At 59.8% G+C, this 23,713-nt stretch carries 24 protein-coding genes and 1 tRNA gene; 12 read left to right on the forward strand and 13 right to left on the reverse strand.

Annotated features, from left to right (window positions below):
- Nucleotides 1-2: 2 nt before the first annotated feature.
- Complete coding sequence (locus AC1Q5O_RS25480; RefSeq protein ID WP_492566882.1) at nucleotides 3-1,088, reverse strand: Gfo/Idh/MocA family protein; 1,086 nt, start codon at nucleotides 1,086-1,088, stop codon at nucleotides 3-5.
- A 191-nt stretch (nucleotides 1,089-1,279) separates the two neighbouring features.
- Between AC1Q5O_RS25480 and AC1Q5O_RS25485 the strand changes: the two genes are divergently transcribed.
- Nucleotides 1,280-1,355 (forward strand) — tRNA-Phe (locus tag AC1Q5O_RS25485).
- Nucleotides 1,356-1,460: 105 nt separating this feature from the next.
- Here the strand turns inward: AC1Q5O_RS25485 and AC1Q5O_RS25490 are convergent.
- Entirely contained in the window at nucleotides 1,461-2,303 is an 843-nt protein-coding gene (locus tag AC1Q5O_RS25490; protein WP_492566884.1) for a glycosyltransferase domain-containing protein, read from the reverse strand.
- Nucleotides 2,304-2,637: 334 nt separating this feature from the next.
- On the opposite strand from AC1Q5O_RS25490, the gene AC1Q5O_RS25495 reads away from it, so the two are divergent.
- Complete coding sequence (locus tag AC1Q5O_RS25495; RefSeq protein ID WP_346306009.1) at nucleotides 2,638-3,429, forward strand: MipA/OmpV family protein; 792 nt, start codon at nucleotides 2,638-2,640, stop codon at nucleotides 3,427-3,429.
- A 57-nt stretch (nucleotides 3,430-3,486) separates the two neighbouring features.
- Here AC1Q5O_RS25495 and AC1Q5O_RS25500 read toward each other — a convergent pair whose 3' ends face one another.
- Nucleotides 3,487-3,630: a DUF1127 domain-containing protein gene (locus AC1Q5O_RS25500; protein WP_223611812.1), complete on the reverse strand. Its 144-nt coding sequence runs from the start codon at nucleotides 3,628-3,630 to the stop codon at nucleotides 3,487-3,489.
- A 189-nt stretch (nucleotides 3,631-3,819) separates the two neighbouring features.
- Here AC1Q5O_RS25500 and AC1Q5O_RS25505 point away from each other — a divergent pair, with 189 nt between their 5' ends.
- The 6 genes from AC1Q5O_RS25505 to AC1Q5O_RS25530 all read left to right on the forward strand — a co-directional run bounded on the left by AC1Q5O_RS25505 (nucleotide 3,820) and on the right by AC1Q5O_RS25530 (nucleotide 9,706).
- A complete protein-coding gene (locus AC1Q5O_RS25505; RefSeq protein WP_492566887.1) occupies nucleotides 3,820-5,121 on the forward strand; it encodes an amidase in 1,302 nt (433 codons plus the stop codon).
- Nucleotides 5,122-5,274: 153 nt separating this feature from the next.
- Nucleotides 5,275-5,586: a Dabb family protein gene (locus AC1Q5O_RS25510; protein WP_492566890.1), complete on the forward strand. Its 312-nt coding sequence runs from the start codon at nucleotides 5,275-5,277 to the stop codon at nucleotides 5,584-5,586.
- A 5-nt stretch (nucleotides 5,587-5,591) separates the two neighbouring features.
- Nucleotides 5,592-6,848: a glycerate kinase type-2 family protein gene (locus AC1Q5O_RS25515; RefSeq protein ID WP_492566892.1), complete on the forward strand. Its 1,257-nt coding sequence runs from the start codon at nucleotides 5,592-5,594 to the stop codon at nucleotides 6,846-6,848.
- Between the two features lie 891 nt (nucleotides 6,849-7,739).
- Complete coding sequence (locus tag AC1Q5O_RS25520) at nucleotides 7,740-8,015, forward strand: hypothetical protein (RefSeq protein WP_464662750.1); 276 nt, start codon at nucleotides 7,740-7,742, stop codon at nucleotides 8,013-8,015.
- Between the two features lie 303 nt (nucleotides 8,016-8,318).
- Nucleotides 8,319-8,564, forward strand: coding sequence for a hypothetical protein (locus AC1Q5O_RS25525; RefSeq protein ID WP_464662751.1), 246 nt, complete (start codon nucleotides 8,319-8,321; stop codon nucleotides 8,562-8,564).
- 122 nt (nucleotides 8,565-8,686) lie between these two features.
- Nucleotides 8,687-9,706: an LLM class flavin-dependent oxidoreductase gene (locus AC1Q5O_RS25530; protein WP_463011723.1), complete on the forward strand. Its 1,020-nt coding sequence runs from the start codon at nucleotides 8,687-8,689 to the stop codon at nucleotides 9,704-9,706.
- On the opposite strand, the gene ureG is transcribed toward AC1Q5O_RS25530, so the two are convergent.
- Genes ureG through ureC form a run of 4 tightly spaced genes read right to left on the reverse strand, consistent with a single transcriptional unit; the run spans nucleotide 9,703 to nucleotide 13,200 of the window.
- Entirely contained in the window at nucleotides 9,703-10,320 is a 618-nt protein-coding gene (gene ureG / locus AC1Q5O_RS25535; RefSeq protein WP_346306016.1) for an urease accessory protein UreG, read from the reverse strand. The two genes, AC1Q5O_RS25530 and ureG, sit on opposite strands and share 4 nt — an antisense overlap.
- Complete coding sequence (locus AC1Q5O_RS25540) at nucleotides 10,317-11,042, reverse strand: urease accessory protein UreF (RefSeq protein WP_492566896.1); 726 nt, start codon at nucleotides 11,040-11,042, stop codon at nucleotides 10,317-10,319. Before AC1Q5O_RS25540 ends, ureG begins: the two co-directional genes overlap by 4 nt.
- Entirely contained in the window at nucleotides 10,978-11,475 is a 498-nt protein-coding gene (gene ureE / locus AC1Q5O_RS25545; protein ID WP_492566898.1) for an urease accessory protein UreE, read from the reverse strand. The genes AC1Q5O_RS25540 and ureE overlap by 65 nt, the downstream gene beginning before the upstream one ends.
- A 12-nt stretch (nucleotides 11,476-11,487) precedes the next feature.
- Nucleotides 11,488-13,200 (reverse strand): urease subunit alpha, encoded by a 1,713-nt coding sequence (ureC, locus tag AC1Q5O_RS25550; RefSeq protein ID WP_463011721.1) that lies wholly within the window; start codon nucleotides 13,198-13,200, stop codon nucleotides 11,488-11,490.
- Between the two features lie 187 nt (nucleotides 13,201-13,387).
- On the opposite strand from ureC, the gene AC1Q5O_RS25555 reads away from it, so the two are divergent.
- Nucleotides 13,388-13,756: a hypothetical protein gene (locus AC1Q5O_RS25555; protein WP_464662755.1), complete on the forward strand. Its 369-nt coding sequence runs from the start codon at nucleotides 13,388-13,390 to the stop codon at nucleotides 13,754-13,756.
- A gap of 32 nt (nucleotides 13,757-13,788) precedes the next feature.
- Here the strand turns inward: AC1Q5O_RS25555 and AC1Q5O_RS25560 are convergent, their stop codons facing one another.
- From AC1Q5O_RS25560 to proC, 4 genes are read right to left on the reverse strand one after another with little or no spacing between them, the layout of a single operon-like run.
- Nucleotides 13,789-14,094, reverse strand: coding sequence for an urease subunit beta (locus AC1Q5O_RS25560; RefSeq protein WP_464662756.1), 306 nt, complete (start codon nucleotides 14,092-14,094; stop codon nucleotides 13,789-13,791).
- An 8-nt stretch (nucleotides 14,095-14,102) separates the two neighbouring features.
- The gene (locus AC1Q5O_RS25565; protein WP_105736392.1) at nucleotides 14,103-14,405 is read right to left on the reverse strand and encodes an urease subunit gamma; all 303 of its coding nucleotides are present in this window, start codon (nucleotides 14,403-14,405) and stop codon (nucleotides 14,103-14,105) included.
- 50 nt (nucleotides 14,406-14,455) lie between these two features.
- The gene (locus AC1Q5O_RS25570; RefSeq protein ID WP_492566901.1) at nucleotides 14,456-15,289 is read right to left on the reverse strand and encodes an urease accessory protein UreD; all 834 of its coding nucleotides are present in this window, start codon (nucleotides 15,287-15,289) and stop codon (nucleotides 14,456-14,458) included.
- A 37-nt stretch (nucleotides 15,290-15,326) separates the two neighbouring features.
- Nucleotides 15,327-16,142 carry a pyrroline-5-carboxylate reductase gene (gene proC / locus AC1Q5O_RS25575; RefSeq protein WP_492566903.1) on the reverse strand — a complete coding sequence of 272 codons (816 nt, stop codon included), beginning with the start codon at nucleotides 16,140-16,142 and terminating at the stop codon, nucleotides 15,327-15,329.
- Between the two features lie 255 nt (nucleotides 16,143-16,397).
- On the opposite strand from proC, the gene AC1Q5O_RS25580 reads away from it, so the two are divergent.
- Nucleotides 16,398-18,515 carry a GumC family protein gene (locus AC1Q5O_RS25580; protein ID WP_492566905.1) on the forward strand — a complete coding sequence of 706 codons (2,118 nt, stop codon included), beginning with the start codon at nucleotides 16,398-16,400 and terminating at the stop codon, nucleotides 18,513-18,515.
- An 8-nt stretch (nucleotides 18,516-18,523) separates the two neighbouring features.
- On the opposite strand, the gene AC1Q5O_RS25585 is transcribed toward AC1Q5O_RS25580, so the two are convergent.
- Nucleotides 18,524-19,777: a sarcosine oxidase subunit beta family protein gene (locus AC1Q5O_RS25585; RefSeq protein WP_105736383.1), complete on the reverse strand. Its 1,254-nt coding sequence runs from the start codon at nucleotides 19,775-19,777 to the stop codon at nucleotides 18,524-18,526.
- A 211-nt stretch (nucleotides 19,778-19,988) separates the two neighbouring features.
- Between AC1Q5O_RS25585 and folD the strand changes: the two genes are divergently transcribed.
- A complete protein-coding gene (gene folD, locus AC1Q5O_RS25590) occupies nucleotides 19,989-20,888 on the forward strand; it encodes a bifunctional methylenetetrahydrofolate dehydrogenase/methenyltetrahydrofolate cyclohydrolase FolD (protein WP_223611778.1) in 900 nt (299 codons plus the stop codon).
- 38 nt (nucleotides 20,889-20,926) lie between these two features.
- Entirely contained in the window at nucleotides 20,927-21,889 is a 963-nt protein-coding gene (locus tag AC1Q5O_RS25595) for a GlxA family transcriptional regulator (RefSeq protein WP_105736378.1), read from the forward strand.
- On the opposite strand, the gene edd is transcribed toward AC1Q5O_RS25595, so the two are convergent.
- Complete coding sequence (edd, locus tag AC1Q5O_RS25600) at nucleotides 21,890-23,707, reverse strand: phosphogluconate dehydratase (RefSeq protein WP_492566908.1); 1,818 nt, start codon at nucleotides 23,705-23,707, stop codon at nucleotides 21,890-21,892. It lies immediately after the preceding gene.
- Between the last annotated feature and the right edge of the window lie 6 nt (nucleotides 23,708-23,713).

A 23,713-nucleotide genomic window follows, 5' to 3' on the forward strand; every position in this document is an offset into this window, starting at 1 on the left:
TTTCAGAGCTTGATCACCCGCGGTGTGGCGGGCTGTGCCAGGACGATATTGATCGCACGCAGGACATGGATGCTGTCGCTCAGGGGCATGGTTCTTGCGCTTGTTTCACCCTTGCGCATGGCGTCCATCACCGCCATGGCTTCAAACTGCCGGCCATTGCCTTCAAACGGATAGTCTTCGCTCCTGCGCCCGGGGACCGGCAGGCGATCAAGCAGCCTGCCAAGCAGGCCTCCCGACCGTTTCAGCGGGCCGAAGGGTGTCGCAACCAGGAAGGGCCGGTACATCGTCAGCCGCTGCGCCTTGTCAAACGGGGCATCTAGTCGCAGCGTGCCCTGCGTTCCCTCGATGACGCAATGATTCGCGCCGTTGCGATCAAAACCGCAGGACAGGATCGCGTCGGCCCCATCATAGTGCAGCGCTATTTCCGAGCTCATATCCACGCCATTCGGCGCGGCATGCCACAGGCCGGATACTTTTTGCGGCTGGCCGAGAAAATGCATCGCCAGGGAGACGCCGTGGATGCCGAGATCCAGCGTAGCACCGCCGCCGAGGGACCGATTGAACAGCCGGTTTTCCGGGGTGTAGTCCTCGGCATGGGCGAGTTCCGCGGTGATTCGGCGAATCGTTCCGATCTCGCCCGCATCGATTTTCGCTTTGGCCGCCACGACAGCCGGCAGGAAGCGGGTCTCCATGGCTTCCATGGCAAAGACCTTGATCCGGGCTGCTTCGCGCTGGATGACCGAGGCTTCCGTGTGGGATGGCGCAATGGGCTTTTCCGTGAGGATGGCCTTGCCGGAGCGCACGGCCTTCAGGGCCTGCGCCAGATGGATGGAATTGGGTGTGGCGATATAGACGGCATCGACCGCCGGGTCCGCCAGCAGGGAATCAAGATCGCCATAGGCACACTTGCTGCCAAATGCATCGCGAAACTGTTCGGCATCGGCGAGCGAGCGGGAATGATTGGCGGCGATGAAGGCCTGCGGAACAAACGCAAGATCGGCGGCAAATCGCTGAGCGATCGCGCCGCTGCCGATGATTCCCCAGCCAAAAGCACTGCTCCTGGCAGCTTTGTCCCCCGTTTCATCCATGAAATGCGAATCCTGTCTCTTTGGATAATAAACAACGCATCAATGCATGCTGTTTGCAAGAGGCAGAAAAACGGCAAAAAAATCGTCAGTTGATGCTGGACAGGGGGATTTTTAGTGTTATAACCCACCCGCTTCTGACGGAAAATCAACGCTGTCAGAAAGGCTTGCCGGATAACGGAAATGCCTGAAGTGCCCAGATAGCTCAGTTGGTAGAGCAGCGGATTGAAAATCCGCGTGTCCGTGGTTCGAATCCGCGTCTGGGCACCACTTCTTTCTCAATAAGACCAATAGTTTGCTTGATAGCCACGGCGGATATCAGCCGATTTCATATTGCGTCGTGGTGCAGCAGGCATCAGGGCCATAGAATGGCAATCACTTATACGATCGGCCTTCGCTTATACCGTAATGCAAGTAATGTTCACGCGGATTTACCGCGGCAGCAGCGACGTCCTGATTGAGTTCCAGATACCTGTTGTCTTCGAAGTCGCGCGGCAGCCTTTGGCTGTTCAAAACAGTTGGCCATTCCATCATTTCGTTTTCGTGCGGCGATCCGAGGATTGGCGATACCTGCAAGCCATGACGCCATTGTATGAAATTGAAGGAGAGCTGGTCGCGTTTCGAGAACTTCAGCACTTCCTCGTACCACGCATTCATTGCGGCAACGACCCGCCGCTCATTGTGCTTGCGCAGCAGTAGCGTTCCGACGTTCAAACCATTGGTCTGCGGATAACCTAGCTCTCGATAGAATGCCATTTGCTGCTCGACGATGGATTTTCTGTCATATCCGATATCAGCGACAACCCTGGCCTCCTCGTAGGCACAATCTCTCTCAGGATGAACAAACGCCTGCATCATATCTCTCGAGGCCGCAAACTCGTCGAATATGGTCGAGACCGGCTTCTTCAGTTTTACCGTATTGTCGAGATAGAGACTGTATTTGTGGTTGGGGAAATACAGATGCGGTCGAATTTTATAGCCTTTGGATGTCCTGTGCGGATCGAGCGATGAGGCGGGCACGTAAATAACCCGCCAAAAATCTGAGGATAGTTTCGGATCATCTGTGAAGCAGACGAAATCTGTATTCTCTGGCCGGTCGTATTCAAAATCTGCGAAGCGTTCGGAGTACCCAAAAAGGCAAGTATAGACAACGCGCCGCTTGTTTTCACGTCGAACTGCGCGGAGAAATACTATTCGAAGCTTCGAGAGTAACACCATAACCGTCACTAAATCAGCGGTTGTAAAAAGGCAATATGCTTACAGCCCCGCCGCCGCGGTTGCGTTGTTTGCGGGAAGGGCGCGTGTCCCTGTGGATTGCCTCTGGTTTAAAATTGATTCACTGCGTATATCGATTTTCCTGTCGTTTCCGTTCAGAAGGTGACTTATATCATTGAAGCGCCTATTTTCTCTGATGAGAATGGCGCTGGCATTGGCCAGGGAAATGAATTTTGCTGGTGGGGCAATCCTGGATGATTGCAAATCGGGACAACCGTTTGAGATGATGTATCGGAGTATAAGGCAATTTGCCGCCGCACTGGCGTGCGCTGGTCTTGTGACCGCCACTGCCCACAGTGCCTTTGCGGCAGATTCTGACCCGATTGCCAGCGACGGCAAGCCCGTCAATCCGGCGCGCTGGATCGTGACGGTTGGCGCCAGCGTCGAATATGGCAGCAAGTTTGAAGGTGCACGCGCCAACGGCTTCGGTTTCATGCCGTCCTTCGATATCCGGCGTGGCGATGAGCCCGAGGGCATGAGTGCGCCCGACGACAATATCGACTATACGCTGCTGACCCTCGGCGGGCTGGAGATCGGCCCTGTCATCGGTTTCCGGTCCGGCCGTTCCCATTCGGATGATCGGGGCTTTGTCGGCCTGCGCCATGTGTCATGGACCGTGGATGGCGGCGTGTTCGCGCAGTTCTGGCCGATCCAGGATCGTTTGCGCGTGCGCGCCGAGGTGAGGCAGGCTTTCAATAATTCCGAGGGGCTCGTCGCCGATCTCTCGGCTGACGTATTCCAGCGCTATAATAAATTTCTGTTCTCTGTCGGGCCCCGCCTGTCGCTTGCCGACAGCACCTATATGCGCAACACCTTCGGTGTGACGGAAGAGGAATCGCACAACAACCACCGCGTCGAGCCGTACACGCCCGGTGGCGGGGTCAAATCATACGGGGTTGTCGCCGCCACCACCTACTCATTCTCCGATGCGTGGAGCGTTCAGGTGTTCGGCCGGTATGACCGGCTGGCGGGCGATGCGGAGGATAGCCCGATTGTGCCGAAACTCGGGTCCAAGGACCAGAAGGCAATCGGCGTGACCTGGAATTACTCGTTCGGCGTCGGTCACTGAAGCAGGCCGATAACGGCCTGCCCGATTTAGTCCATATAAATGCAGCTGTTGAAAGGCTCAGTCGCAGGCCTGCCACGCGACGCGGCGGATGTCCGAGCGGGCGATGCCCAGATCGGCGAGATTGCGATCGGTGCACAATCTCAATTCATACAGGTTCTGACGATACTGGCGCCACTTTTGGATATGGTTGCGAAGGCTCATTTGGTATTCCCCTTATTTTTGATCAACCTCCCGGGGAAAATAGTGCGACGCGTCCGGCCACATGAAAATTGCCAATGTTGCATGGCAGCAATGAGCATGCTGCATAGCAATATGACCGGCAATCCGAACCTCCTTTTGAATTTTCAGCAGGCGGCGTTATAGACAATGCAGTTCATGTGGGAGGGGAGGATGCCTTTGTCTCAATCGGCCGGATCTGTGCGTGATAAACTGGAGCAAAGCCTTGCAGCCATCGCTGCTGGAGACGGGTATGCCTTCGTCAAGCTCTATGCCGCCACCGCACGGGCGGAGGCGGACGCCTCGGACCGGCGGATGCGCGAGGGGACCAGCCTTGGCGGCCTCGATGGCCGGATCGTTTCGATCAAGGATCTGTTCGATGTGGCTGGCGAACCAACCCTGGCTGGCTCGCGCATGCGCCAGCGTGCGCCTGCCCCGGTCAAGGATGCGGTGATCGTCGAGCGTTTGCGGCGCTCCGGTGCTGTCATTGTCGGCAAGACCATCATGACCGAGTTTGCCTTCACTGCCGTTGGCCTCAATCCGCACTATCCCATCGCCGGAAATGCCTGCGACAGCCGCCGCATTGCTGGCGGATCGTCGACCGGCGCCGGGGTTTCTGTCGCCGATGGCACGAGTGAGATTTCCATAGGGTCGGACACGGGCGGGTCCATCCGCATTCCCGCGGCGCTGAATGGTGTTGCCGGTTTCAAGCCCACGGCAAAGCGCATTCCCCTGCAGGGTGCTTTTCCCTTGGCGCCAAGTCTTGACTCCGTTGGTCCCTTGGCGCGCTCGGTCGCCGATTGCGCCGTGGCGGATGCGGTGATGGCGGGCGAGGCCCCGGATGTCCCTGAACCCCTGTCCCTTACCGGCCTGCGCGTCGGCCTGCCGCAGGGGGAGGTTCTCTCCGCAATGGAACCGGTTATCGCTCGGGCATTCGAGGAAAGCCTGCAGCGATGCGAAAAAGCCGGAGCGATCCTGGTGGAATGCACGCTGGATGAACTGGTCGATGAAATGGCTGAGGCGACGTCGGTCGGCTCCATTGCCGGGATCGAAGGCAGCCGGGTTCATGCGGACTGGCTGAATGAGACCGGGCTTGATGTGGACCAGCGCGTCCAGAAAACCTTGCGGCGGCGCTTGAGTGTTGCGGAAGCCGACTACATCGGCGTGATGCAAAAGCGGCAGGCGCTCGTGCGAAAAATGGACCGGCATATTGCCGCCTATGATCTCTTGGCACTGCCGACGGTGCCGATGACGGCTCCGCTGATCGCTGACGTGAGCGAGAACGAGGAGTTCTACAAACGCACGGAAGGCCTCTTGTTACGCAACCCGCAGATTGCCAACCAGTTCGATTTGACCGCGATCAGCATTCCCATGCCGGGCCTGGCATTGCCCGGAGGGCTGATGCTGTTTGCCCGGCATGGTGCGGATCGTCGCCTGTTGTCGATGGCCATGTCGGTGGAACGATTGTTCGGTTAGGTTCCGTCCAGAGAAATTTGCGCAGGAGGCGGAAATAGCGCTCGCAATTTTCGGCAATCCCGTCAGGATACACGTCGATTGATCCAAGATAATGCCAGGCCTTGCTGCTTCACCGCACAATCGCGCCGCCAACCATCAGTGAAAGTTTCTTCCGTGATACGCCATTGTGTTTTTATTCGTTTTCGCGGTGATGTCGCCGCTGTTACCCGCCAGGACATATACAACGATCTTGCAACGCTTTGCGGAAAACTGCCCGGCGTCCTGTCCTTTCATGCCGGTGCCAATGTCAGTCCGGAAACCGGTATGGACAAAGGCTTCAGCGAAGGCTTCATCATCGATTTCGCCGATGCGGATGCGCGTGACACCTACCTTGACGACGCCGGGCACAGGGCTATCGGCGGGCGCATTGTTGCCGCCGCTGCCGCCGGTGTTCAGGGTGTTTTTGTCTTTGATCTGGATATGTGACGCGCATGCAGGATAAGGAATTTTTCAAAAAGCTGTTTGAAGCCGCCGTCGCTGCCGCTGATCCGCAGCGCACGATTGCCGCGCATCTGCCGGAAAAGCCCAAGGGCCGGACCATTGTGATCGGTGCGGGCAAAGGATCGGCGCAGATGGCAAGCGCCTTTGAAAAGGCCTGGGATGGCCCGCTGGAAGGGCTTGCGGTCACCCGTTACGGCTTTGGGGTTGCGTGCGAGCGCATCGAGATCATCGAAGCTTCGCATCCCGTGCCGGATGCGGCGGGTCTTGTTGCCTCGAAGCGCCTGCTCGAAACCGTTTCGGGCCTGACCAGCGATGATCTGGTGGTCGCGCTGATCTCAGGCGGCGGGTCGGCCTTGCTGCCATCGCCGCCGGCAGGCATGACCCTCGATGACGAGATCGCGGTCAACAGGGCGCTGCTCGCTTCGGGAGCGCCGATTTCCGCGATGAATGCCGTACGCAAACATCTCTCCACGATCAAGGGCGGAAGGTTGGCTGCGGCCGCCTATCCCGCCCGCGTCTTTTCATTGATCGTGTCCGATATACCCGGCGACAATCCAGCCTTTGTTGCATCAGGTCCGACCGTTGCCGACGCCATAACCCGCGAGGATGCCCTGCGGATCGTCGAGCGCTACAGTCTCGCTCTGCCGGCGGCAGCCCTGAAACACCTGCAGTCGGCAGCGGCCGACGCACCCAAGCCGTCAGATGCGGTATTTGCGTCGCATGAGCACCGGGTCATTGCCTCCGCTGCCGTTTCGCTGGAAGCATCGGCCGATGCCGCCCGTTCACTTGGCGTGGAGGCGGTCGTGCTGTCCGATGCCATTGAAGGCGAGGCGCGCGAGGTGGCGCACGTGCATTCGGCTCTGGCCAAGCAGGTGCTGGCCAAAAATCAGCCGTTTGCCAAACCCGTGGTCCTGCTTTCCGGCGGTGAAACCACGGTGACCGTGCGCGGAAAAGGCAAGGGCGGCCGCAACAGCGAGTTCCTGCTGTCCCTGGCGCTCGATATCGACGGATATGACGGTATCAGCGCCTTTGCGGCGGACACGGACGGGATCGATGGCTCGGAGGACAATGCCGGGGCCTTTGCCGACAGCGGCAGCATCGCGCGGCTTTTGGCGAAGGGGCTCGACGCATCCGCCTATCTCAACGGCAATGATGCCTGGTCGGCGTTCAATGCCATCGGCGATCTCTTCGTCCCGGGACCAACCGGCACCAATGTCAATGATCTCAGGGCGATCCTCATTCGCTAGGGAACGCTTGCCCGGTTTTCAAGGACCGGGCCCGGGCTTTATTTGACGCTTGGTGGCTTGGATTGGGTGGTCAAGCGGGCGCGATTGTCCTAAGTGTCGCTTGGGCGGCTCTTTCATGCAAACAAAGGAATGTCGAATGCGCATTGCATTACCCTTGGCTGTCTTGTCTCTCATGGTCCTGGCGGCCTGCAGCACAAGCACGAGTACCAGCACGAGCAACAGTCCAAAAGCAGCAGCTGATGCCCTGTCGCCGGCGAAGGACACACATTTTGTTCCGCCCCCCAAGTCCCTGACCCAGAAGGCCGTTCCGTCAAAAGTTCCCGAGACACCGGGCGCGCAGAACGCGGTGCAGTAGGACCTGGATACACCTCCAAAGACTTGAATGTTTTTCAAAGCACCGGCCCGCGAGATCAAACTCCGGCCGGTGTTTTCGTCTGGCGTGTTGCATGAGGGAAGTGTGGGAAGCCCTGAAACAACAAAACCCACCGCGGGAGGAGGTGCGATGGGTTTCGTTGGTTATGGAAGGCCTTCTGGGAGGAGAAGAGGCCGACCGTTTCGACAGAGCCGGGAGGAGGTGACGCTGTCGAAAATTCCTGATCCAACAATAACTCCATTGATGTGATTTAATACAGATAATATTGCATAGCAGCAATGCGCCTGGTGCAATGCAGCAAAGAAGCGTTCAATTATCACCTGGCCATCACGCCGAGTTGAGCGCGCGAACGGAACTTTCGGGCATCCTGATTCGTTAATGCTTCGTAAAGGGGCCGATGATGAAAGCATCGGACCTCCGCAATCGAGGCCGAGAAGATGCGTAAAATATCTGCGTCAGTCCTTATGGTAGCAATGATAGCGTCGGCATTGTCGATCCAGCCGGCAGGAGCCTTCAGCATGAAAGGGCAGGCCGCAGCGCCGTCCGAGGCCAGTGAGATCTACAATAAAAAGTTTGAACGGGCCGCCTTGCTGGAAGCCAAAGCCTATATTTGCGGAACCGACAGTGCGGCAAGTTTTGCCGCCATGAAAGCCGGAATGGCCGAGACCGGATTGCCGGAAGATATCGCCGTCGAAGTGGTTTCAGACCTTGCTTCCGGCCTGATCGACAAGGCGGTGAAGTCGGGATCAAAAGAAATATGCGGAAAACCACAGCTGCGAATTTCCCGGCTCTGACCGATAAATTTGGGGCCGGAAAAAATAAATGAATGCATTCATGATGTTGTTCGCAAGTAATTCTAATTTTATGTAAATTTGAATCAAGGTAAGAAGTTATTGCCAAAAGTTGTGATCATTGCGGGGCTTTTCAAGCGGTGAATTTTGCTAATAATACCGTTAGAAAACTTTCAATATAAACTGCAAGAACAATTAACTACTGAGGAAAATATCCATCAATTGTGCCGTGGAGTTTGTTGATCGCGTGGTCTGCAACATGGATTTTTATCTGCAATAGTGTGAATGTTTCAATGAAAAGAAAAAATGGCAGTGCCGCTGGTGGGATCTGGAGAGAATAGCATGAACAAAAGAGTTCAAACGCTGAAAGTATTGAAAACAGAACTCTCGAAACTGTGCGCTATTGCCGATGGTGAAGGCTTTGAGATGATCGCCTATTTCATTGAAACGGCTATCCGTGAGTCCGATGAACAATTGTCCCAGGAAACACGTGCGCTTGTCGGAATGGAATTGCGTGCCGAGTCTGCCGGTCTGCGGGTCCTGAAGAACTGAATACTGGTTCAATTCAGGGCGCGGGGATTCATTGTCTTCCATTGAACATGGCTTCAAATTTTGTGAATCATGAATCGGTTGCCGCGCATTGTGCACGGTGATTGCTCGCCTATATGAAGGCGATGACCCCACTCTCCGTCCTCGACCTTTCACCGGTTCCCGTTGGCAGCACGCCAGGGCAATCCCTCCGCAATTCGCTGGATCTGGCCCAGCATGCCGAACGTCTCGGCTACAACCGATTGTGGCTTGCCGAGCATCACAACATGCGCGGCATTGCGAGTGCGGCGACAGCCGTCGTCATCGCGCATGTGGCCGCCGGCACGTCGACCATTCGCCTCGGCGCCGGCGGCATCATGCTGCCGAACCATGCGCCGCTGATGGTCGCCGAGGCTTTTGGCACGCTCGCGGCGCTGCACCCCGGCCGTATTGATCTCGGTGTTGGCCGCGCACCGGGGACGGACCAGATAACAGCCCATGCCCTGCGCCGCAATCTTGAGCAGGACATCAACGGTTTTCCGCAGGACGTGGTGGAACTGATGGGCTACTTCCGCGAACCGGAGCCGGGCCAGAAGGTCCAGGCCGTACCGGGCGCGGGCCTCGATGTTCCGGTCTGGATATTGGGGTCGAGCCTGTTTGGCGCCCAGCTGGCCGCAGCCCTCGGGCTGCCCTACGCCTTCGCCTCGCATTTTGCTCCGGCAGAGATGGAGCGGGCAGTCGAGATTTATCGCGCGCGTTTCGAACCGTCCGAACATCTGGAAAAGCCTTATGTGATGCTGGGGCTGAACGTTTTTGCAGCGGCAACGGATGATGAAGCACACTTGCTGAAAAGCTCGCAGCAGCAGGCATTCGTCAATCTGCGTACGGGCATGCCGGGGCCATTGCCCGCGCCTGTCGAAGGCTACGAGGAAACACTCGACCTGCACGCGCGGGCGATTTTACGCCAGTCGCTGTCGTGCACGGTCGCCGGTTCACCGTCGACCGTCAAGGCGGGTGTCGAAGAGTTCATCCGGCGCACAGGCGCCGATGAAATCATGGCGACGGGCCATATATTCGATCACAAGGCGCGGATTCGGTCCTACGAAATTCTCGCCGAGGTCATGATCGCAGGGCAGCAGGCCGAGCCTGCACGGGCCAGCGGCTAAGGCCGCAGACCCCCTGCGGTCTCAATGAACGCGATGACCTCATCAAGCCCGTTGCGCCGCAGCATGTCGGTGAAAACATAGGGCTTGGCCCCGCGCTGTAGCTTCGTGTCGGCATCCATGACGTCAAGATCGGCGCCGACATAGGGTGCCAGATCCTTTTTGTTGATGATCAGGAGGTCGGAACGGGTAATGCCGGGGCCTCCCTTGCGCGGTATTTTTTCGCCCTGGCAGACCGAGATGACATAGATGGTCAGATCGGCGAGATCGGGCGAGAATGTTGCGGCCAGATTGTCACCGCCGGATTCGATGAAGACGATATCGAGGTCCGGATGGCGCTTGTTCATCTCGGCAATCGCCTGCAGATTGATCGTGGCATCTTCTCGAATAGCCGTGTGCGGGCAGCCGCCGGTCTCCACACCCATGATCCGGTCCTCGGGCAGGGCCTGCAGGCGGCTGAGGATCAGTGCGTCTTCCTTGGTATAGATGTCATTGGTCACGACGGCGACGGAGTAGCGGTCGCGCATCGCCTTGCACAGCATTTCGGTGACTGTGGTCTTGCCGGAGCCAACGGGGCCGCCAATCCCGACGCGAAGCGGTCCATTCTGTGAAATCATGACCGGAAAACCCTCGAATATTGTGTTTCATGCTGCATCGCCATGATGTCCGACAGGATCGCTGCCGATCCCAAATCATCGAGGCTTGAGGCGGCGGCGCGTTGCGCAACCGCCAGGATCGGCTGTTCCAGTGCCGCTATCAGCGCGACCCCGTGGCTTTGACCGAGCGGAACAAGCCGTACCGCACCCTGAATGAGGTTGGAAATGACCGCATGCAGAAAGGCGGCCAGCCCCGGCTGCAGCGCTACGCCATTGCCGGCAGCGGCCATGGCCACCGCAACGGGGTAGGGCATTTCGCCGGTCGTGCCCGATTGGTCTGCTCCCCAGTGCACGATGGCTTGCAGGAAAGCGCTGCCTTGCAGCATGGTTTCCATGTGCCGTTCCTTCGATCCGGCCATGGCTTCGCCAAGGGTTGCAATGGACTGGCAATCCCCGCCTTCCCGCGCATCATGCCAGCCCGCCGCAAACAAGACCGCATCATTCCAGATCGACCCGTGGTGCAGAAGGTCTGTCAGCCATGCGTGCAGCGTATCCTTGTCGCGGATCAGTCCGTCGTGGACCGCCCGTTCAATGCCATGGCTGTAGGAAAAGGCGCCGACGGGAAAGGCCGGGGACAGCCAGGTCATGAGCCGCAGCAGCGCGGTGTTTGCGGTGAAATCAGTCATGGGAATGATGGTGATGCCCGTGATCATGATGCGCATGATCGTGGTGATCGTGACCATGGCCGCTGTGATAGGCGCCGCGCAGCGGATGGAATGGGGCGACAATCTCGGTAACCTTGGCTCCAAGACCTTCCAGCATGGTCTTGATCACATGGTCGCGTAAGATGACGATGCGGTCTTCTTCCAGCTGCGCCGGCAAATGGCGGTTGCCCAGATGCCAGGCCAGTTCCGACAGGTGCTGCCGGTCGCGCGGCGTCACTTCGTAGAGGACTTCCTCGGCGGCGATAATCTCCGCCATCCTTCCATCATCGAGGACAAGGACGTCGCCATGGGTGAAGGCGATGGGATCGGGCAGGTCGATCAGGATCTGCTCGCCCTTTTGCAGGGTCAGGACCTTGCGGCGCAGATGCCTCTCGTCATGCGCCAGGACGATATGGTCGAAGGGCGTACCGCTGTAGTGACCGGCATGCGCATGGCCTGTGACGCGTTTCATGGTTCATTCTCCTCAGAACAGGAAATAGCGCTGCGCCATGGGCAGTACCGTCGCCGGTTCGCATGTCAGAAGTTCGCCGTCGGCGCGCACTTCATAGGTTTCAGGGTCAACTTCCACGTGCGGCGTGGCGTCATTGTGGATCATCGATGCCTTTGAAATGCCGCCACGGGTGTTCTCGACGCCGATCAAGCGTTTGTCCGTTCCAAGCGACTGGCGCAGGCCAGCCTCAATCGATGCCTTGCTGACAAAGACAACGGAGGAATTGGAGACATTCTTGCCGAAGGTGCCGAACATGGGACGGTAATGCACCGGCTGCGGCGTCGGGATGGATGCATTGGGGTCGCCCATCGGCGCGGCGGCGATGGAGCCGCCCAGCAGCACCATGTCCGGTTTGACGCCAAAGAAGGCCGGATTCCACAACACGAGATCGGCGCGCTTGCCCACCTCGATCGATCCGATATGTCTGGAAACGCCCTGCGCAATCGCCGGATTGATCGTGTATTTGGCAATATAACGTTTCACGCGGAAATTATCGTTGTCGCCGGTTTCCTGCGGCAGGCTGCCGCGCTGGCGTTTCATCTTGTCGGCGGTCTGCCATGTGCGGATCAGAACTTCGCCGACGCGGCCCATGGCCTGGCTGTCCGACGAGATGATCGAAAAAGCGCCGATATCGTGCAGGATATCTTCGGCTGCAATGGTTTCCTTGCGGATACGGCTTTCGGCGAACGCCACGTCTTCGGGGATCGATGACGACAGGTGATGGCAGACCATCAGCATGTCGAGATGTTCGGCAATGGTGTTCTTCGTGTAGGGCCGTGTCGGGTTCGTCGACGAGGGAATGACATTGGGCAGGCCGCAGATCTTGATGATGTCAGGCGCATGCCCGCCGCCTGCGCCTTCCGTGTGAAAGGCGTGGATCGTGCGCCCCTTGAACGCGGCAACCGTATCCTCGACAAACCCGCTCTCGTTGAGCGTGTCCGTATGGATCATCACCTGAATGTCGAACCGGTCGGCAACGGTGAGGCAATTGTCGATGGCGGCTGGTGTGGTGCCCCAATCCTCATGCAGTTTCAGCGAGCAGGCGCCGCCGAGGATCATCTCCTCCAGCGCTTTCGGCTGCGAGGCATTGCCCTTGCCCGATAGTCCGAGATTCATCGGAATGGAATCGAAGGCCTGGATCATCCGCGCCAGATGCCATGGCCCCGGCGTGCAGGTGGTTGCCAGCGTGCCGTGTGCCGGGCCGGTGCCGCCGCCGAACATGGTGGTCACGCCCGACATCAGCGCTTCGTCGATCTGTTGCGGGCAGATGAAGTGGATATGCGCGTCCATGCCGCCGGCCGTCAGTATCTTGCCTTCCCCGGCGATGATTTCCGTGCCCGGTCCGATAATGATGGTAACGCCCGGCTGCGTGTCGGGATTGCCGGCCTTGCCGATGGCGGCAATCAGCCCGTCCTTGAGCCCGACATCCGCCTTGTAGATGCCGGTATGGTCGACGATCAGGGCATTGGTGATGACCGTATCGACGGCGCCGTCAGCCCGGGCCACCTGACTCTGTCCCATGCCGTCGCGAATGACCTTACCGCCGCCGAATTTCACCTCTTCGCCATGGATGGTGAAATCCTTTTCCACTTCAATGAACAGCTCCGTGTCGGCAAGGCGCACCTTGTCGCCGGTTGTCGGGCCGAACATGCGGGCATAGGCGGAGCGGGAGATTTTAGCGGGCATGGTGGTTCCCTCCTGGGCTGTAGGTCTGGCACGGTACGCGCACGGCGGCTGGAGACCGGGGCCACATTCCGGTCACGATATCGCCCCGGAATGACCCGATAACCGACCGCTTGAGATCGAATTCCGCAGGTGAACTGCGCCCGTCATCAAAAGATGATCGTTCGCCAATCACGTGAAAGGAAAAACGATGCGAAAGATGATGATCCTGGCCATGTGTGCCGCTTTCCCGCTCGCCACGTCCGCCGCCTATGCGCAGACTGCGGCACCAGCCACACAGCAACCGGCCAGCAAGGCCCCGGCGCAATCCGGAGCGGTGCCGATCACGACGATCAACATTGTCGATATCAACGAATTGCCCGAGAGCACGAAAACCCAGGTCAACGATGCCGTGGCCAAGCGCTCCGACAAGGACATGCAGCAGCTGCGCACCTCGATCGATGCATCGCCGCAAGTCTCCGCTGCCCTGAAGGAAAAGGGCCTGACGTCGGCGGCGGTGGTTGTCGCGAGCCTCGATGCCAAGGGCCTTTTGACCCTTGTCACCAAAAAGCCGAGCTGACCGCGCGACAGAGCATTGGGGAAGCTGGTCGGTCAAAGCTTTCCCATGATCTTTTGCTGGAACCCGTAAACGGTCCTGTTGCCGCCAAGCGGTACGAGCGTCACGTCGCGCTCCTGTCCCGGCTCGAACCGCACCGCGGTTCCCGCCGCGATATCCAGCCGCATGCCGCGTGCCTGAGCACGGTCGAATATCAGCGCATTGTTGGTTTCGAAGAAATGATAATGCGAGCCGACCTGCACGGGACGGTCGCCGGTGTTTGCAACCTTTAGTGTTACAGTGGTTGCGCCGGCGTTCAGTTCGATCTCGCCTGCGCAAGGAATGATTTCACCCGGGATCATGGTGTCTCCTAACGGATCGGTTCGTGAACGGTGACGAGCTTGGTGCCGTCGGGGAACGTGGCTTCCACCTGAATGTCGTGGATCATCTCGGGGATGCCTTCCATCACCTGGGCACGGGTGATGACGTGGGCCCCGGCTTCCATGAGTTCGGCGACCGAGCGGCCGTCGCGCGCGCCCTCCACGACAAAATCTGTAATGAGCGCAATGGCTTCCGGATGATTGAGCTTGACGCCGCGTTCGAGGCGGCGGCGGGCGACCATTGCCGCCATGGCAATCAGGAGCTTGTCTTTTTCACGGAGTGTCAGGTTCATTTTGTCCTCTTGGCCATCCCATGTTTGTTCCGTGCGCCGCGGCCCAGCCCCTAGATTGACCAGACTTTAGGCACGCCTGCCTTTTGATTCAGCAGTTCGATCAGCGGTATCAGCCGTTTCCGCAGGGAATAGGCATCCTCATCCACCAGCCTCGCAAGAAGCTTGCCAGACCAGGCGGAAGCGCCGCCTTTTTCACCGATTATTTTTCGCGCCGGCTCCAGATGCCGCTCCGCATCATGGTCGAGCAGCAGGATGGTGGCCATTGTCCGCATTCCGCCGAGCAGGGCAGGCCGGGCAAGCATGGCTGCCGTATCAGGACCAATCGCAAAGTCTTCGGCGTGAACCAGCCTGTCCTGCCGGTAGATGCGCCAGCGGTCACGGAAGGTACAGGTCTGGACGTCCTCGCCCATCGCCTTGCGGCCGAACACCACCGGCTCGATGATCAGCGCGCGGCCCGTTCCGGCAAGCCGCGCAGTCAGCGTTCGCTTCAGGGCGGAGCGCTCAAACAGGATCGTCTCCTGCGGCAGCCAGGCGAGACTGGCGTTCTCGCCAACCGACAGCGTGGTTTCCACCTGGGCGATAGAAAACGATGCTTTGTAGATGCGCTCGCAGGCCTGCGTGGTGATCTGCGCGTGGCAATCATTTCCCGCATCGAACTGCCAGCGCATGTCGTCGCCGCCGGTCAGGCCGCCGGATGTGTTGATCATCACGGCTTCCAGCGCCGCATCGTCCCGGTCCGGCAGTCGGATTTTCGCGCAGCCTTCCTGATAGAGCGTGGCGATGCGCGTACGCCCATTGACGGGTTTCACCGCCAGCCGGGCGTGCCCGTAGGCGCGCTGCGGCCTGGTTTCCGGTATCAGGTCAAGGGACGGGTGAACGTTCATACCGCAAGGCTAGCGCAGCCCGGCGGGGTGGGAAAGCTCAAACTTTCCCAAGTTCGATGGCGCGCTGGTGCGCCGCATGCACGGCCTCGGTCAGAAGGTTTTTCAGCCGGTCCTCGCCCATGAGCACCTTCAGCGCCGCAGCCGTGGTGCCGTTGGGGCTGGTCACCTGTTCGCGCAGCGTCGTCGGGGTGTCGGCACTGGCGGCAGCCAGCGCACCGGCGCCATAAACGGTCTGCATGGCGAGAAGGCCGGCGATCTCCCGCGTCAGCCCGGCGGCGACCCCGGCCTCGGTCAGGCCTTCGATGAAATGGAACACATAGGCGGGTCCGGAACCCGAAACGGCCGTCACCGCGTCGATCAGGCTTTCATCGTCAACGGAGGCGACGGCGCCGCTGGTTTTCAGCAGCCTGTCGACAAATGCCGCATCGTCGTCACCGACATGGGGGTTGCGGAAGGTGACGATCATGCCCTTGCCGATTGCCGCTGGGGTGTTGGGGATCGTGCGAATGATCGCAGTCTTATCGCCCAGATGCTTCTCGAAAAAGTTTACCGTAATGCCGGCAGCCACGCTCACGAATGTTGCGTGTTCGGCAAAGCGTTTGTAGGCGGGCAGGACGTCGCCCATGACCTGCGGCTTGACTGCAACCAGGATCACACGCGGCCGAAGACCGGCGGCAAGCGATGCGGCGTCGGCGACGGCATTGACCCCGAGTGTCGCTGCCCGATCCCGCAAGGCATCGGTCGGTTCGACGACATGGACCTGTCCCGGCTGCAATATGCCGGCATCCAGCCAGCCCTTGAGCATGGCGAAACCCATATTGCCGCAACCAACCAGAACCACGCTGTCAACCATTTGTCTTCTCCCAAATCATGTGGCCGCACTTTGATCCGGTCCTAAGCGCCGGGTCAACTGGGCAACCCTGCGGCCGGTGCACCGATCATTGAAATAATGGGAGACACCGCGACACCGCAGGGCATCTTCGGATAAATTCCCCGGTGTTTCACCAATGATTAACGATTTATTTCCCATAGAACTTTAGGTTGGGTTAACCGTAAGCCATGCTTCGGGGGTAAGGTATTGAACGGTTCTTATGGAGTGCGGACAGGAATGGGTGATCGGGACAACGGGATAGACAAGCGGCCACGACGCTCGCTGCTCTCGTTTGCCAGCCAGCCGGAAACGGCGGGCAGCGCGCCCGCACGCGTGGCGCCTGCAACACCCCCGCAAGCACCCCGCCGCGAAGACGATCTGGAACACTATCAGCGGATGCGGGCGCTGCGTCTGGCGGCCAGCAGCGAAATCACGCAGCTCCCCGCGCCGGCGCCCGATACTGCCCTGACGGATGAAGAGGCCGAGCAGATCGCCATCGATCGCATGCGTGCCGACATGGCGGCCATTAAGGCCGAACTCAACCGCCGGATCGACGATAACGCGTCCGCCGGGCCGGTTTCGCCGACGATTGCCGCCGATGCACCCGTTGCACCGGCGACAAGCCCCGTCGAGCCCGTTGCTGACAACCATGTCGCGATGAAACGGTTCATCGAGCCGTCCAACGCTCTCAATCGCGTCGTCAATTCCAAAAAACTGATTATCGCGACGACCCTGATCGGCACTTTGCTTGGTGCCGGCTATGCGATGACAATGCCGAAGCTCTACCCGTCAACCGCTGAACTGCTGGTCGACCCGAGCAACATCCCGTTGAGCGGGACAGCGCCAGCAACCGGTCAGCTGCCGGCCGAGGCGTCCCTGGCCATTGCCGAGAGCCAATTGCGCGCCATCCGCTCGAACCGCGTGCTTTCCCAGGTGATCGACCGGACAGGTCTCGCCAAAGATCCGGAATTCAATGGCAATCTGAAGGACAAGGGCTGGCTTGCGGCCGTTCGCGAGCTTTTCTCGACCGACAGCACACCGGACACAGCGTCACGCGAAGCATTGCTGGTGCGCAATCTCTCCGACAATCTCACCGTGGAGCGGAGCGCACAGAATTTTGTTTTCAATGTTACTGTCAAATCCAGCGATCCGCAGAAATCCGCACGCCTTGCCAACACTCTGTCCGATGTCTTCATCGAGGAACAGCGCAATCCGTCCCCGGGTGCGGGAGCAGCGGCCCCGCTTGCCGGCCGGCTGAATGAGCTGCGCAGTGCTGCGGAAGATGCCGAGAATGCGGCGCAGAAATTCAGGATCGACAACAATCTCGCCGATGCCCAGGGCGGACCGGCTGACGATGTAGCAAAGGCGGGCGATGCGCTCGCCGCCGCCCGCGATCAGACAATAAAGCTCAACGCGCAGGCTGCCGCCATCCAAGGCGCGTCGGTGGATAGTGTTCTCGGCAACACGGTGCCGGATGCATTGGGGTCCGACGCGATAGCAGCGCTGCGTTCGCAATATGCGGTTCTCAAGCAGCAGGCCGATACGCTGGCGATCAAGCTTGGACCGCGCCATCCGCTGCTCATACAGGCGCGGTCGGAAGTCGAGGCAATCCGCAAGGAAGCGCGCAGCGAATTGAGCCGCATGGCGGCCTCGGCGCAGGCCGAACTCAAACGTTCGGTGCAGCGGGAGCAGGATCTGGCAAACCAGCTTGCGCAGCTCAAATCGCGCACGGCCGGAACAAGCGGGGATATGAGCCGGCTGCGAGCACTGGAGCAGGATGCCGCAACAAAGCGCGCGGCCTATGACGCCTATGCGCAGCGCGGCCAGGCAAGCGCGCAAAACGCCGATATGAGCGGCACCAGTATCCGGGTCGTTTCGCCAGCGCAGCCATCAGCCGAGCCCGCAGGGCCGTCACGCAGTGTTCCCGTGATTGGCGGCATGCTGGCTGGCCTGCTTGCCGGACTGGGTGTCGCAATGCTGCGCGGGTCGGGTGCCCGCAACCGACATAAGCCTGCGGCAGCAGGTGCCGGAAACGACGGCCCGTTTGATCCGGGTCCGCCGTCGGGCGGAAAGCAGACGGAACAGGCTGCTACCAGCCCACTCACGGCAACCGCCGAGTCACGCCTGGGTGCTGCCATAAAACAGGCCCAAACGCGCAATTCCGCTTCCGATGCGGCTGTAATGGCCGATGAAGATGCGGCTTGGGCCGAGGATCAGGTCGCGGTTGCGCAGCTTCTCTACGAATATGCCGACATGCATTTCGCCCCGCGTCATCACGACAACTCCAATATCGAGGACATGCTCGCCGATATTGCCGAGATTCGTGATGTGTTGCGGCAGCGTGCCGGAGACTAAAGCCGCGTTCAGTGCAGGCGCGGCGTCGGCCCCATGCCTTTATCGTCGATGACATAGCCCCTGTAGAACCGGTCAAGCGTGAACGGCGCCGACAGCGGATGCGGCTCGTCCTTGGCGATAGTCCAGGCGAAGCATTTGCCGGAGATCGGGGTTGCCTTGAAGCCGCCGTAACACCAGCCGGTGTTGAGATACATGCCCGGCAACGGACCGGTAGTGATGATGGGGGAGCCGTCCATGGACATGTCCATGATTCCGCCCCAGGAGCGCAGCAGCTTGACGCGGGCCAGCGCCGGCATGAGGGCGACGAACTCGCTCATCACATCTTCCACCACGGGCAGGTTGCCGCGCTGTGCATAGGAATTGTAGCCGTCGATATCGCCGCCGAAAACCAGCCCGCCCTTGTCCGACTGGCTGAAATAGAGATGGCCGCCGCCGAACGTCGCAACCGTATCGACGACGGGCTTGAGCGCTTCCGAAACAAAGGCCTGCAGGACATGGGATTCCAGCGGCAGCCGGTCGACACCGGCCCGGCGCATCAGCTCGCTTGTGTGTCCGGCCACGGCGCAGGCGGTCTTTTTCGCATTGATCGGACCGCGGGTAGTCATGACGCCGGTGACCTTGTCGCCGTCCTTGATGAAGCCGGTGACTTCGCAATTCTCGATGATATCGACGCCGAGCTGGTCGGCTGCACGGGCATAGGCCCAGACCACCGCATCATGGCGTGCGGTTCCCGCGCTGCGCTGCATCAGGCCGCCAATGATCGGAAACCGCGCCGATGCGCTGGTGTCGAGACCGGGTATGAGCTTTTCCAGCTGTTTCGGATTGAGCAGTTCGCAATCGATGCCGTTGAGCCGCATCTGGTTGCCACGCCTGACATAGACATCGAGCTGGGGGAGATTATGCGCAAGATTGACCACGCCGCGCTGCGAGAACATCACATTGTAGTTGAGGTCGTGCGACATGGTCTCCCAGAGCTTCATCGATGCCTCGTAGAAGTGCTGGTTTTCCGTCAGGAGATAATTGGATCGCACCGCCGTCGTGTTGCGGCCGATATTGCCGGAACCGAGCCATCCCTTTTCCACCACGGCGATATTGCGGATGCCGTGTTCCTTGGCCAGGTAATAGGCCGTCGCCAGCCCGTGTCCGCCGCCGATGATCACCACATCATAGGCCGGCTTCGGATCGGGTTTGCGCCACGCAGGCTTCCAGTCCTTGTTGCCGTTGAGGGCGTTCTTGAGAAGGGAGAAAGCGGAATAGCGCATCGACGAATCCAGTTTGCGGGCGGAACAGTGTGATCATGCGTGGTTTTGGCGTATTCGCAAGCCCCAGAACCATCCTTGGGTCACATCATCGCATTGCCCTTATGGGCCGCTTTCGTTATTGCGTCAGTGAACGCCGTTCTGGCGGTATTGTATTGCCTAAGAATCCTCAGAATGACGTCCATTCCCGAAGCGCGATGCCCAGGAGCAGCACATGGCAGTGACGATTGATGGCAAGCAGATTGCCGAAGACGTGGTTTCAAAGGTCAAGGCGTCCGCCGCCGAGCTGATTGAGGTCACTGGCATCACGCCCGGTATTGCCGTGGTGATCGTCGGCGAGGACCCGGCCAGCCAGGTCTATGTCGCCTCGAAGGGACGCAAGGCCAAGGAATGCGGCTTCCATTCCGTGCAGCACACCCTGCCGGAACAGACGAGCGAAGATGAACTGGTCAGGCTGGTGGAAACGCTCAATGCCGATCCGGCCATCCATGGCATTCTCGTGCAATTGCCTTTGCCCAAGCACATCGATTCCGGCCGCATCATCCAGACCATTTCACCCGACAAGGATGTCGACGGCTTCCACTTCATCAATGTCGGCAAGCTGGGGACCGGCGAGCTCGACACCGCATTCGTCCCCTGCACGCCCGAGGGCTCGATGCTGCTGATCGACCGCATTCTCGGCCGTGATCTCTCCGGCCTCAATGCGGTGGTTGTCGGCCGTTCCAATATCGTCGGCAAGCCGATGTTCAACCTGCTGCTCGCACACAATGCCACGGTCACGATTGCCCACAGCAGGACGAAGGATCTGCCGGGCCTTTGCCGCAATGCCGATATTCTGGTGGCCGCCGTCGGCCGTCCGCAGATGATCAAGGCCGACTGGGTGAAGCCCGGCGCGACTGTCATCGATGTCGGTATCAATCGCATTCCGGCTCCCGAGCGGGGTGAAGGCAAGACGCGTCTTGTCGGCGATGTCGATTTTGCCGACGTGGCTCCCGTCGCCGGCGCGCTGACACCGGTTCCCGGTGGTGTCGGGCCGATGACGATTGCCATGCTGATGGCCAACACGCTGGTTGCCGCCCACCGCAGTGCCGGAAAAACGCCGCCCCGCTTCTAATTCATTGGTTTGCAACCGGATTGTCGTTAGAACAGCATATGCCCGAAGCCCTCAAGGTCAGTAGAACCTTCGCTTTTCTGCTTGTCGACAAATTCCCGATGTTCAGCCTTGCCGCTGCCATCGATACGATGCGCACGGCCAACCGTATGGCGGAAGAGCCATTCTACGGGTGGACCACCGTGTCCGCCACGGGTGCGCCGGTCACCGCATCGAACGGTCTGCAGATCAATGTGCAATATTCGCTGGCGGAGCTTCCCGCCGCCGATATTTTCTTCATCTGCGCCGGGCTGACGACCGAATTTGAAGAAAAACCCAAGGTGATTGCTGCGCTGCGCAATCTCGGACGGCGCGGTGCGGCGCTGGGCGGGCTCAATATCGGCAGTTACATCCTCGCCGAAGCAGGCCAGCTCGAAGGGCATCGCTGCACGATCCATTGGGAAAACCGCGCCGGTTTTCAGGAGCGTTTTCCGCAGATCGAATGCACCGGCAATGTTTTCGAGATCGACCGCAAGCGCTATACCTGCGCGGGCGGGACGACCTCGATCGATCTGATGCTGGAGATCATCCGGCAGGATTTCGATCCCGGCCTTGCCAATGAAGTGGCCAACCAGTTCCATCATGAGCGCATCCGCTCGCAGACGGATCGCCAGCGCATCGGGCCCGAGCGGGACCTGACCGGAAAATCTGAGAAGCTGCGCAAGATCGTCGAGCTGATGGCCGACAATCTCGAACAGCCGAAATCGGCGGTGCGGCTGGCCAAGGCTGTCGGCTTGTCCGTCCGGCAGGTGGAGCGCTTGTTTCTGCGCCATCTCAACATGACGCCGGGGCGCTATTATATGAGTCTGCGGCTGGAGCGGGCGCGCGAGCTGCTGCGGCAGACGCATTCGCCTATTCTCGACGTGGCGCTGGCAACGGGATTCACATCCCATTCCTATTTTGCCCAGAGCTACCGGGCGCAGTTCGGGCGCTCACCCTCCGATGAGCGCCGCACCACCTATTGATCAGCGGAAAACCGACGCGCCTTCGTCGGCGCGGCCCACCACGTTGCGGAAGGCGGCGAACAGTTCGCGGCCCATGCCGTAGCTGTTATGGCTGAGGTCGACAACCGGTTCGGGACGGGCGGCGAGAACCTCCGGGTCTTCCAGTACGTCGAGCGTTCCGATTTCCGCATCGAGCCGCACCATGTCGCCGTCGCGGATCTTGCCGATGATGCCGCCACTCAAGGCTTCCGGCGTCACGTGGATTGCCGCAGGCACCTTGCCCGAGGCACCCGACATGCGCCCGTCCGTCACCAGCGCGACCATATGGCCGCGATCCTGCAGGACGCCGAGCGGCGGCGTGAGCTTGTGCAGTTCCGGCATGCCATTGGCTTTTGGACCCTGGAAGCGGACAACAGCGACAAAGTCACGGTCGAGCTTTCCGGCCTTGAAAGCGTCCTGCAGCGCCGCCTGGCTGTCGAACACGATGGCAGGCGCCTCGATGATGCGCCGTTCCGGCTTGACTGCCGATGTCTTGATGACGGCGGTGCCGAGATTGCCCTTCAGCATCTTGAGGCCGCCGGTTGCCTGGAACGGTTCCTTGACCGTGGACAGGACCTTCTTGTCGGCGCTTTCGCTTGGAATGGGATTGCGCTGTACCGTGCCGTTTTCGCCGAGCTTGACCTCGATGGTGTAGGCACGCAGGCCTTCGCCCCAGACGGTCTTGACGTCCTCATGCAGCATGCCTGCATCCAGCAATTCGCGGATGATGTAGCCCATGCCGCCGGCCGCATGGAAATGGTTCACATCGGCGAGACCGTTCGGATAGACGCGGGCGAGCAGCGGCACCACGTCGGAAAGGTCCGAAATATCCTGCCATGTCAGCTTGATGCCCGCAGCCGCAGCCATGGCGACGAGGTGCATGGTGTGGTTGGTCGAACCGCCCGTGGCATGCAGCCCGATAACGCCGTTGACGATGGTCTTCTCGTCGATCATTTCGCCGACCGGCGTGTATTCATTGCCGAGCGCGGTGATGGCAAGGGCGCGCTTGGCGGCCTCGCGCGTCAATGCTTCGCGTAAGGGCGTGCCCGGATTGATGAAGGACGAGCCCGGCGTGTGCAGCCCCATGATTTCCATGAGCATCTGGTTGGAATTGGCCGTGCCGTAGAATGTGCAGGTTCCCGGTCCGTGGTAGGACTTGGATTCCGATTCCAGCAGTTTGTCGCGGCCGACCTTGCCTTCCGCATAGAGCTGGCGGGTTTTTGCCTTCTCGTCATTGGGAAGACCCGTGGTCATCGGACCGGCCGGGATGAACACGGCGGGCAGGTGACCGAATGTCAGCGCGCCGATGACGAGGCCCGGCACGATCTTGTCGCAGACGCCGAGATAGACAGCCGCATCGAACATGTCGTGCGACAGGCCAACGGCCGTCGCCATGGCAATGACATCGCGGGAAAACAGCGACAGGTCCATGCCCGGCTGTCCCTGGGTCACGCCATCGCACATGGCCGGCACGCCGCCGGCAACCTGCGCTACGCCGCCCGCCTCGTGCACGGCCGCCTTGATCAGCTGCGGATAGGTTTCGAACGGCTGATGCGCCGACAGCATGTCGTTGTATGACGTGATGATACCGATATTGGGCACAACATCGCCAGCCAGCGCGGCCTTGTCGGACGGTCCGCAGGCGGCAAAGCCGTGGGCGAGATTGGCGCAGGCCAATGCAGCGCGTTTCGGCTTGTGGGAAGCAGCTTCGCGCAGACGGTCGAGATAGACATCGCGGGTCGGGATCGACCTCTCACGGATGCGGTTGGTAATGCTTTTGACCCTTTGCAGGACGGTCATCGGTTT

The sequence above is a fragment of the Phyllobacterium sp. MT110 genome, assembly GCF_058792715.1.

Coding starts and splice junctions, on each gene's coding strand:
- AC1Q5O_RS25570 (WP_492566901.1), bottom strand. CDS start 15,289: ATGAACGTTCACCCGTCCCTTGACCTGATACCGGAAACCAGGCCGCAG.
- AC1Q5O_RS25515 (WP_492566892.1), top strand. CDS start 5,592: ATGCAGGATAAGGAATTTTTCAAAAAGCTGTTTGAAGCCGCCGTCGCT.
- AC1Q5O_RS25490 (WP_492566884.1), bottom strand. CDS start 2,303: ATGGTGTTACTCTCGAAGCTTCGAATAGTATTTCTCCGCGCAGTTCGA.
- AC1Q5O_RS25585 (WP_105736383.1), bottom strand. CDS start 19,777: ATGCGCTATTCCGCTTTCTCCCTTCTCAAGAACGCCCTCAACGGCAAC.
- proC (WP_492566903.1), bottom strand. CDS start 16,142: ATGGTTGACAGCGTGGTTCTGGTTGGTTGCGGCAATATGGGTTTCGCC.
- ureC (WP_463011721.1), bottom strand. CDS start 13,200: ATGCCCGCTAAAATCTCCCGCTCCGCCTATGCCCGCATGTTCGGCCCG.
- AC1Q5O_RS25530 (WP_463011723.1), top strand. CDS start 8,687: ATGACCCCACTCTCCGTCCTCGACCTTTCACCGGTTCCCGTTGGCAGC.
- AC1Q5O_RS25555 (WP_464662755.1), top strand. CDS start 13,388: ATGCGAAAGATGATGATCCTGGCCATGTGTGCCGCTTTCCCGCTCGCC.
- AC1Q5O_RS25520 (WP_464662750.1), top strand. CDS start 7,740: ATGAAAGGGCAGGCCGCAGCGCCGTCCGAGGCCAGTGAGATCTACAAT.
- folD (WP_223611778.1), top strand. CDS start 19,989: ATGGCAGTGACGATTGATGGCAAGCAGATTGCCGAAGACGTGGTTTCA.
- AC1Q5O_RS25580 (WP_492566905.1), top strand. CDS start 16,398: ATGGGTGATCGGGACAACGGGATAGACAAGCGGCCACGACGCTCGCTG.
- AC1Q5O_RS25525 (WP_464662751.1), top strand. CDS start 8,319: ATGGCAGTGCCGCTGGTGGGATCTGGAGAGAATAGCATGAACAAAAGA.
- AC1Q5O_RS25500 (WP_223611812.1), bottom strand. CDS start 3,630: ATGAGCCTTCGCAACCATATCCAAAAGTGGCGCCAGTATCGTCAGAAC.
- ureE (WP_492566898.1), bottom strand. CDS start 11,475: ATGAAACGCGTCACAGGCCATGCGCATGCCGGTCACTACAGCGGTACG.
- AC1Q5O_RS25560 (WP_464662756.1), bottom strand. CDS start 14,094: ATGATCCCGGGTGAAATCATTCCTTGCGCAGGCGAGATCGAACTGAAC.
- AC1Q5O_RS25480 (WP_492566882.1), bottom strand. CDS start 1,088: ATGGATGAAACGGGGGACAAAGCTGCCAGGAGCAGTGCTTTTGGCTGG.
- AC1Q5O_RS25565 (WP_105736392.1), bottom strand. CDS start 14,405: ATGAACCTGACACTCCGTGAAAAAGACAAGCTCCTGATTGCCATGGCG.
- edd (WP_492566908.1), bottom strand. CDS start 23,707: ATGACCGTCCTGCAAAGGGTCAAAAGCATTACCAACCGCATCCGTGAG.
- ureG (WP_346306016.1), bottom strand. CDS start 10,320: ATGATTTCACAGAATGGACCGCTTCGCGTCGGGATTGGCGGCCCCGTT.
- AC1Q5O_RS25595 (WP_105736378.1), top strand. CDS start 20,927: ATGCCCGAAGCCCTCAAGGTCAGTAGAACCTTCGCTTTTCTGCTTGTC.
- AC1Q5O_RS25540 (WP_492566896.1), bottom strand. CDS start 11,042: ATGGTCACGATCACCACGATCATGCGCATCATGATCACGGGCATCACC.
- AC1Q5O_RS25505 (WP_492566887.1), top strand. CDS start 3,820: ATGCCTTTGTCTCAATCGGCCGGATCTGTGCGTGATAAACTGGAGCAA.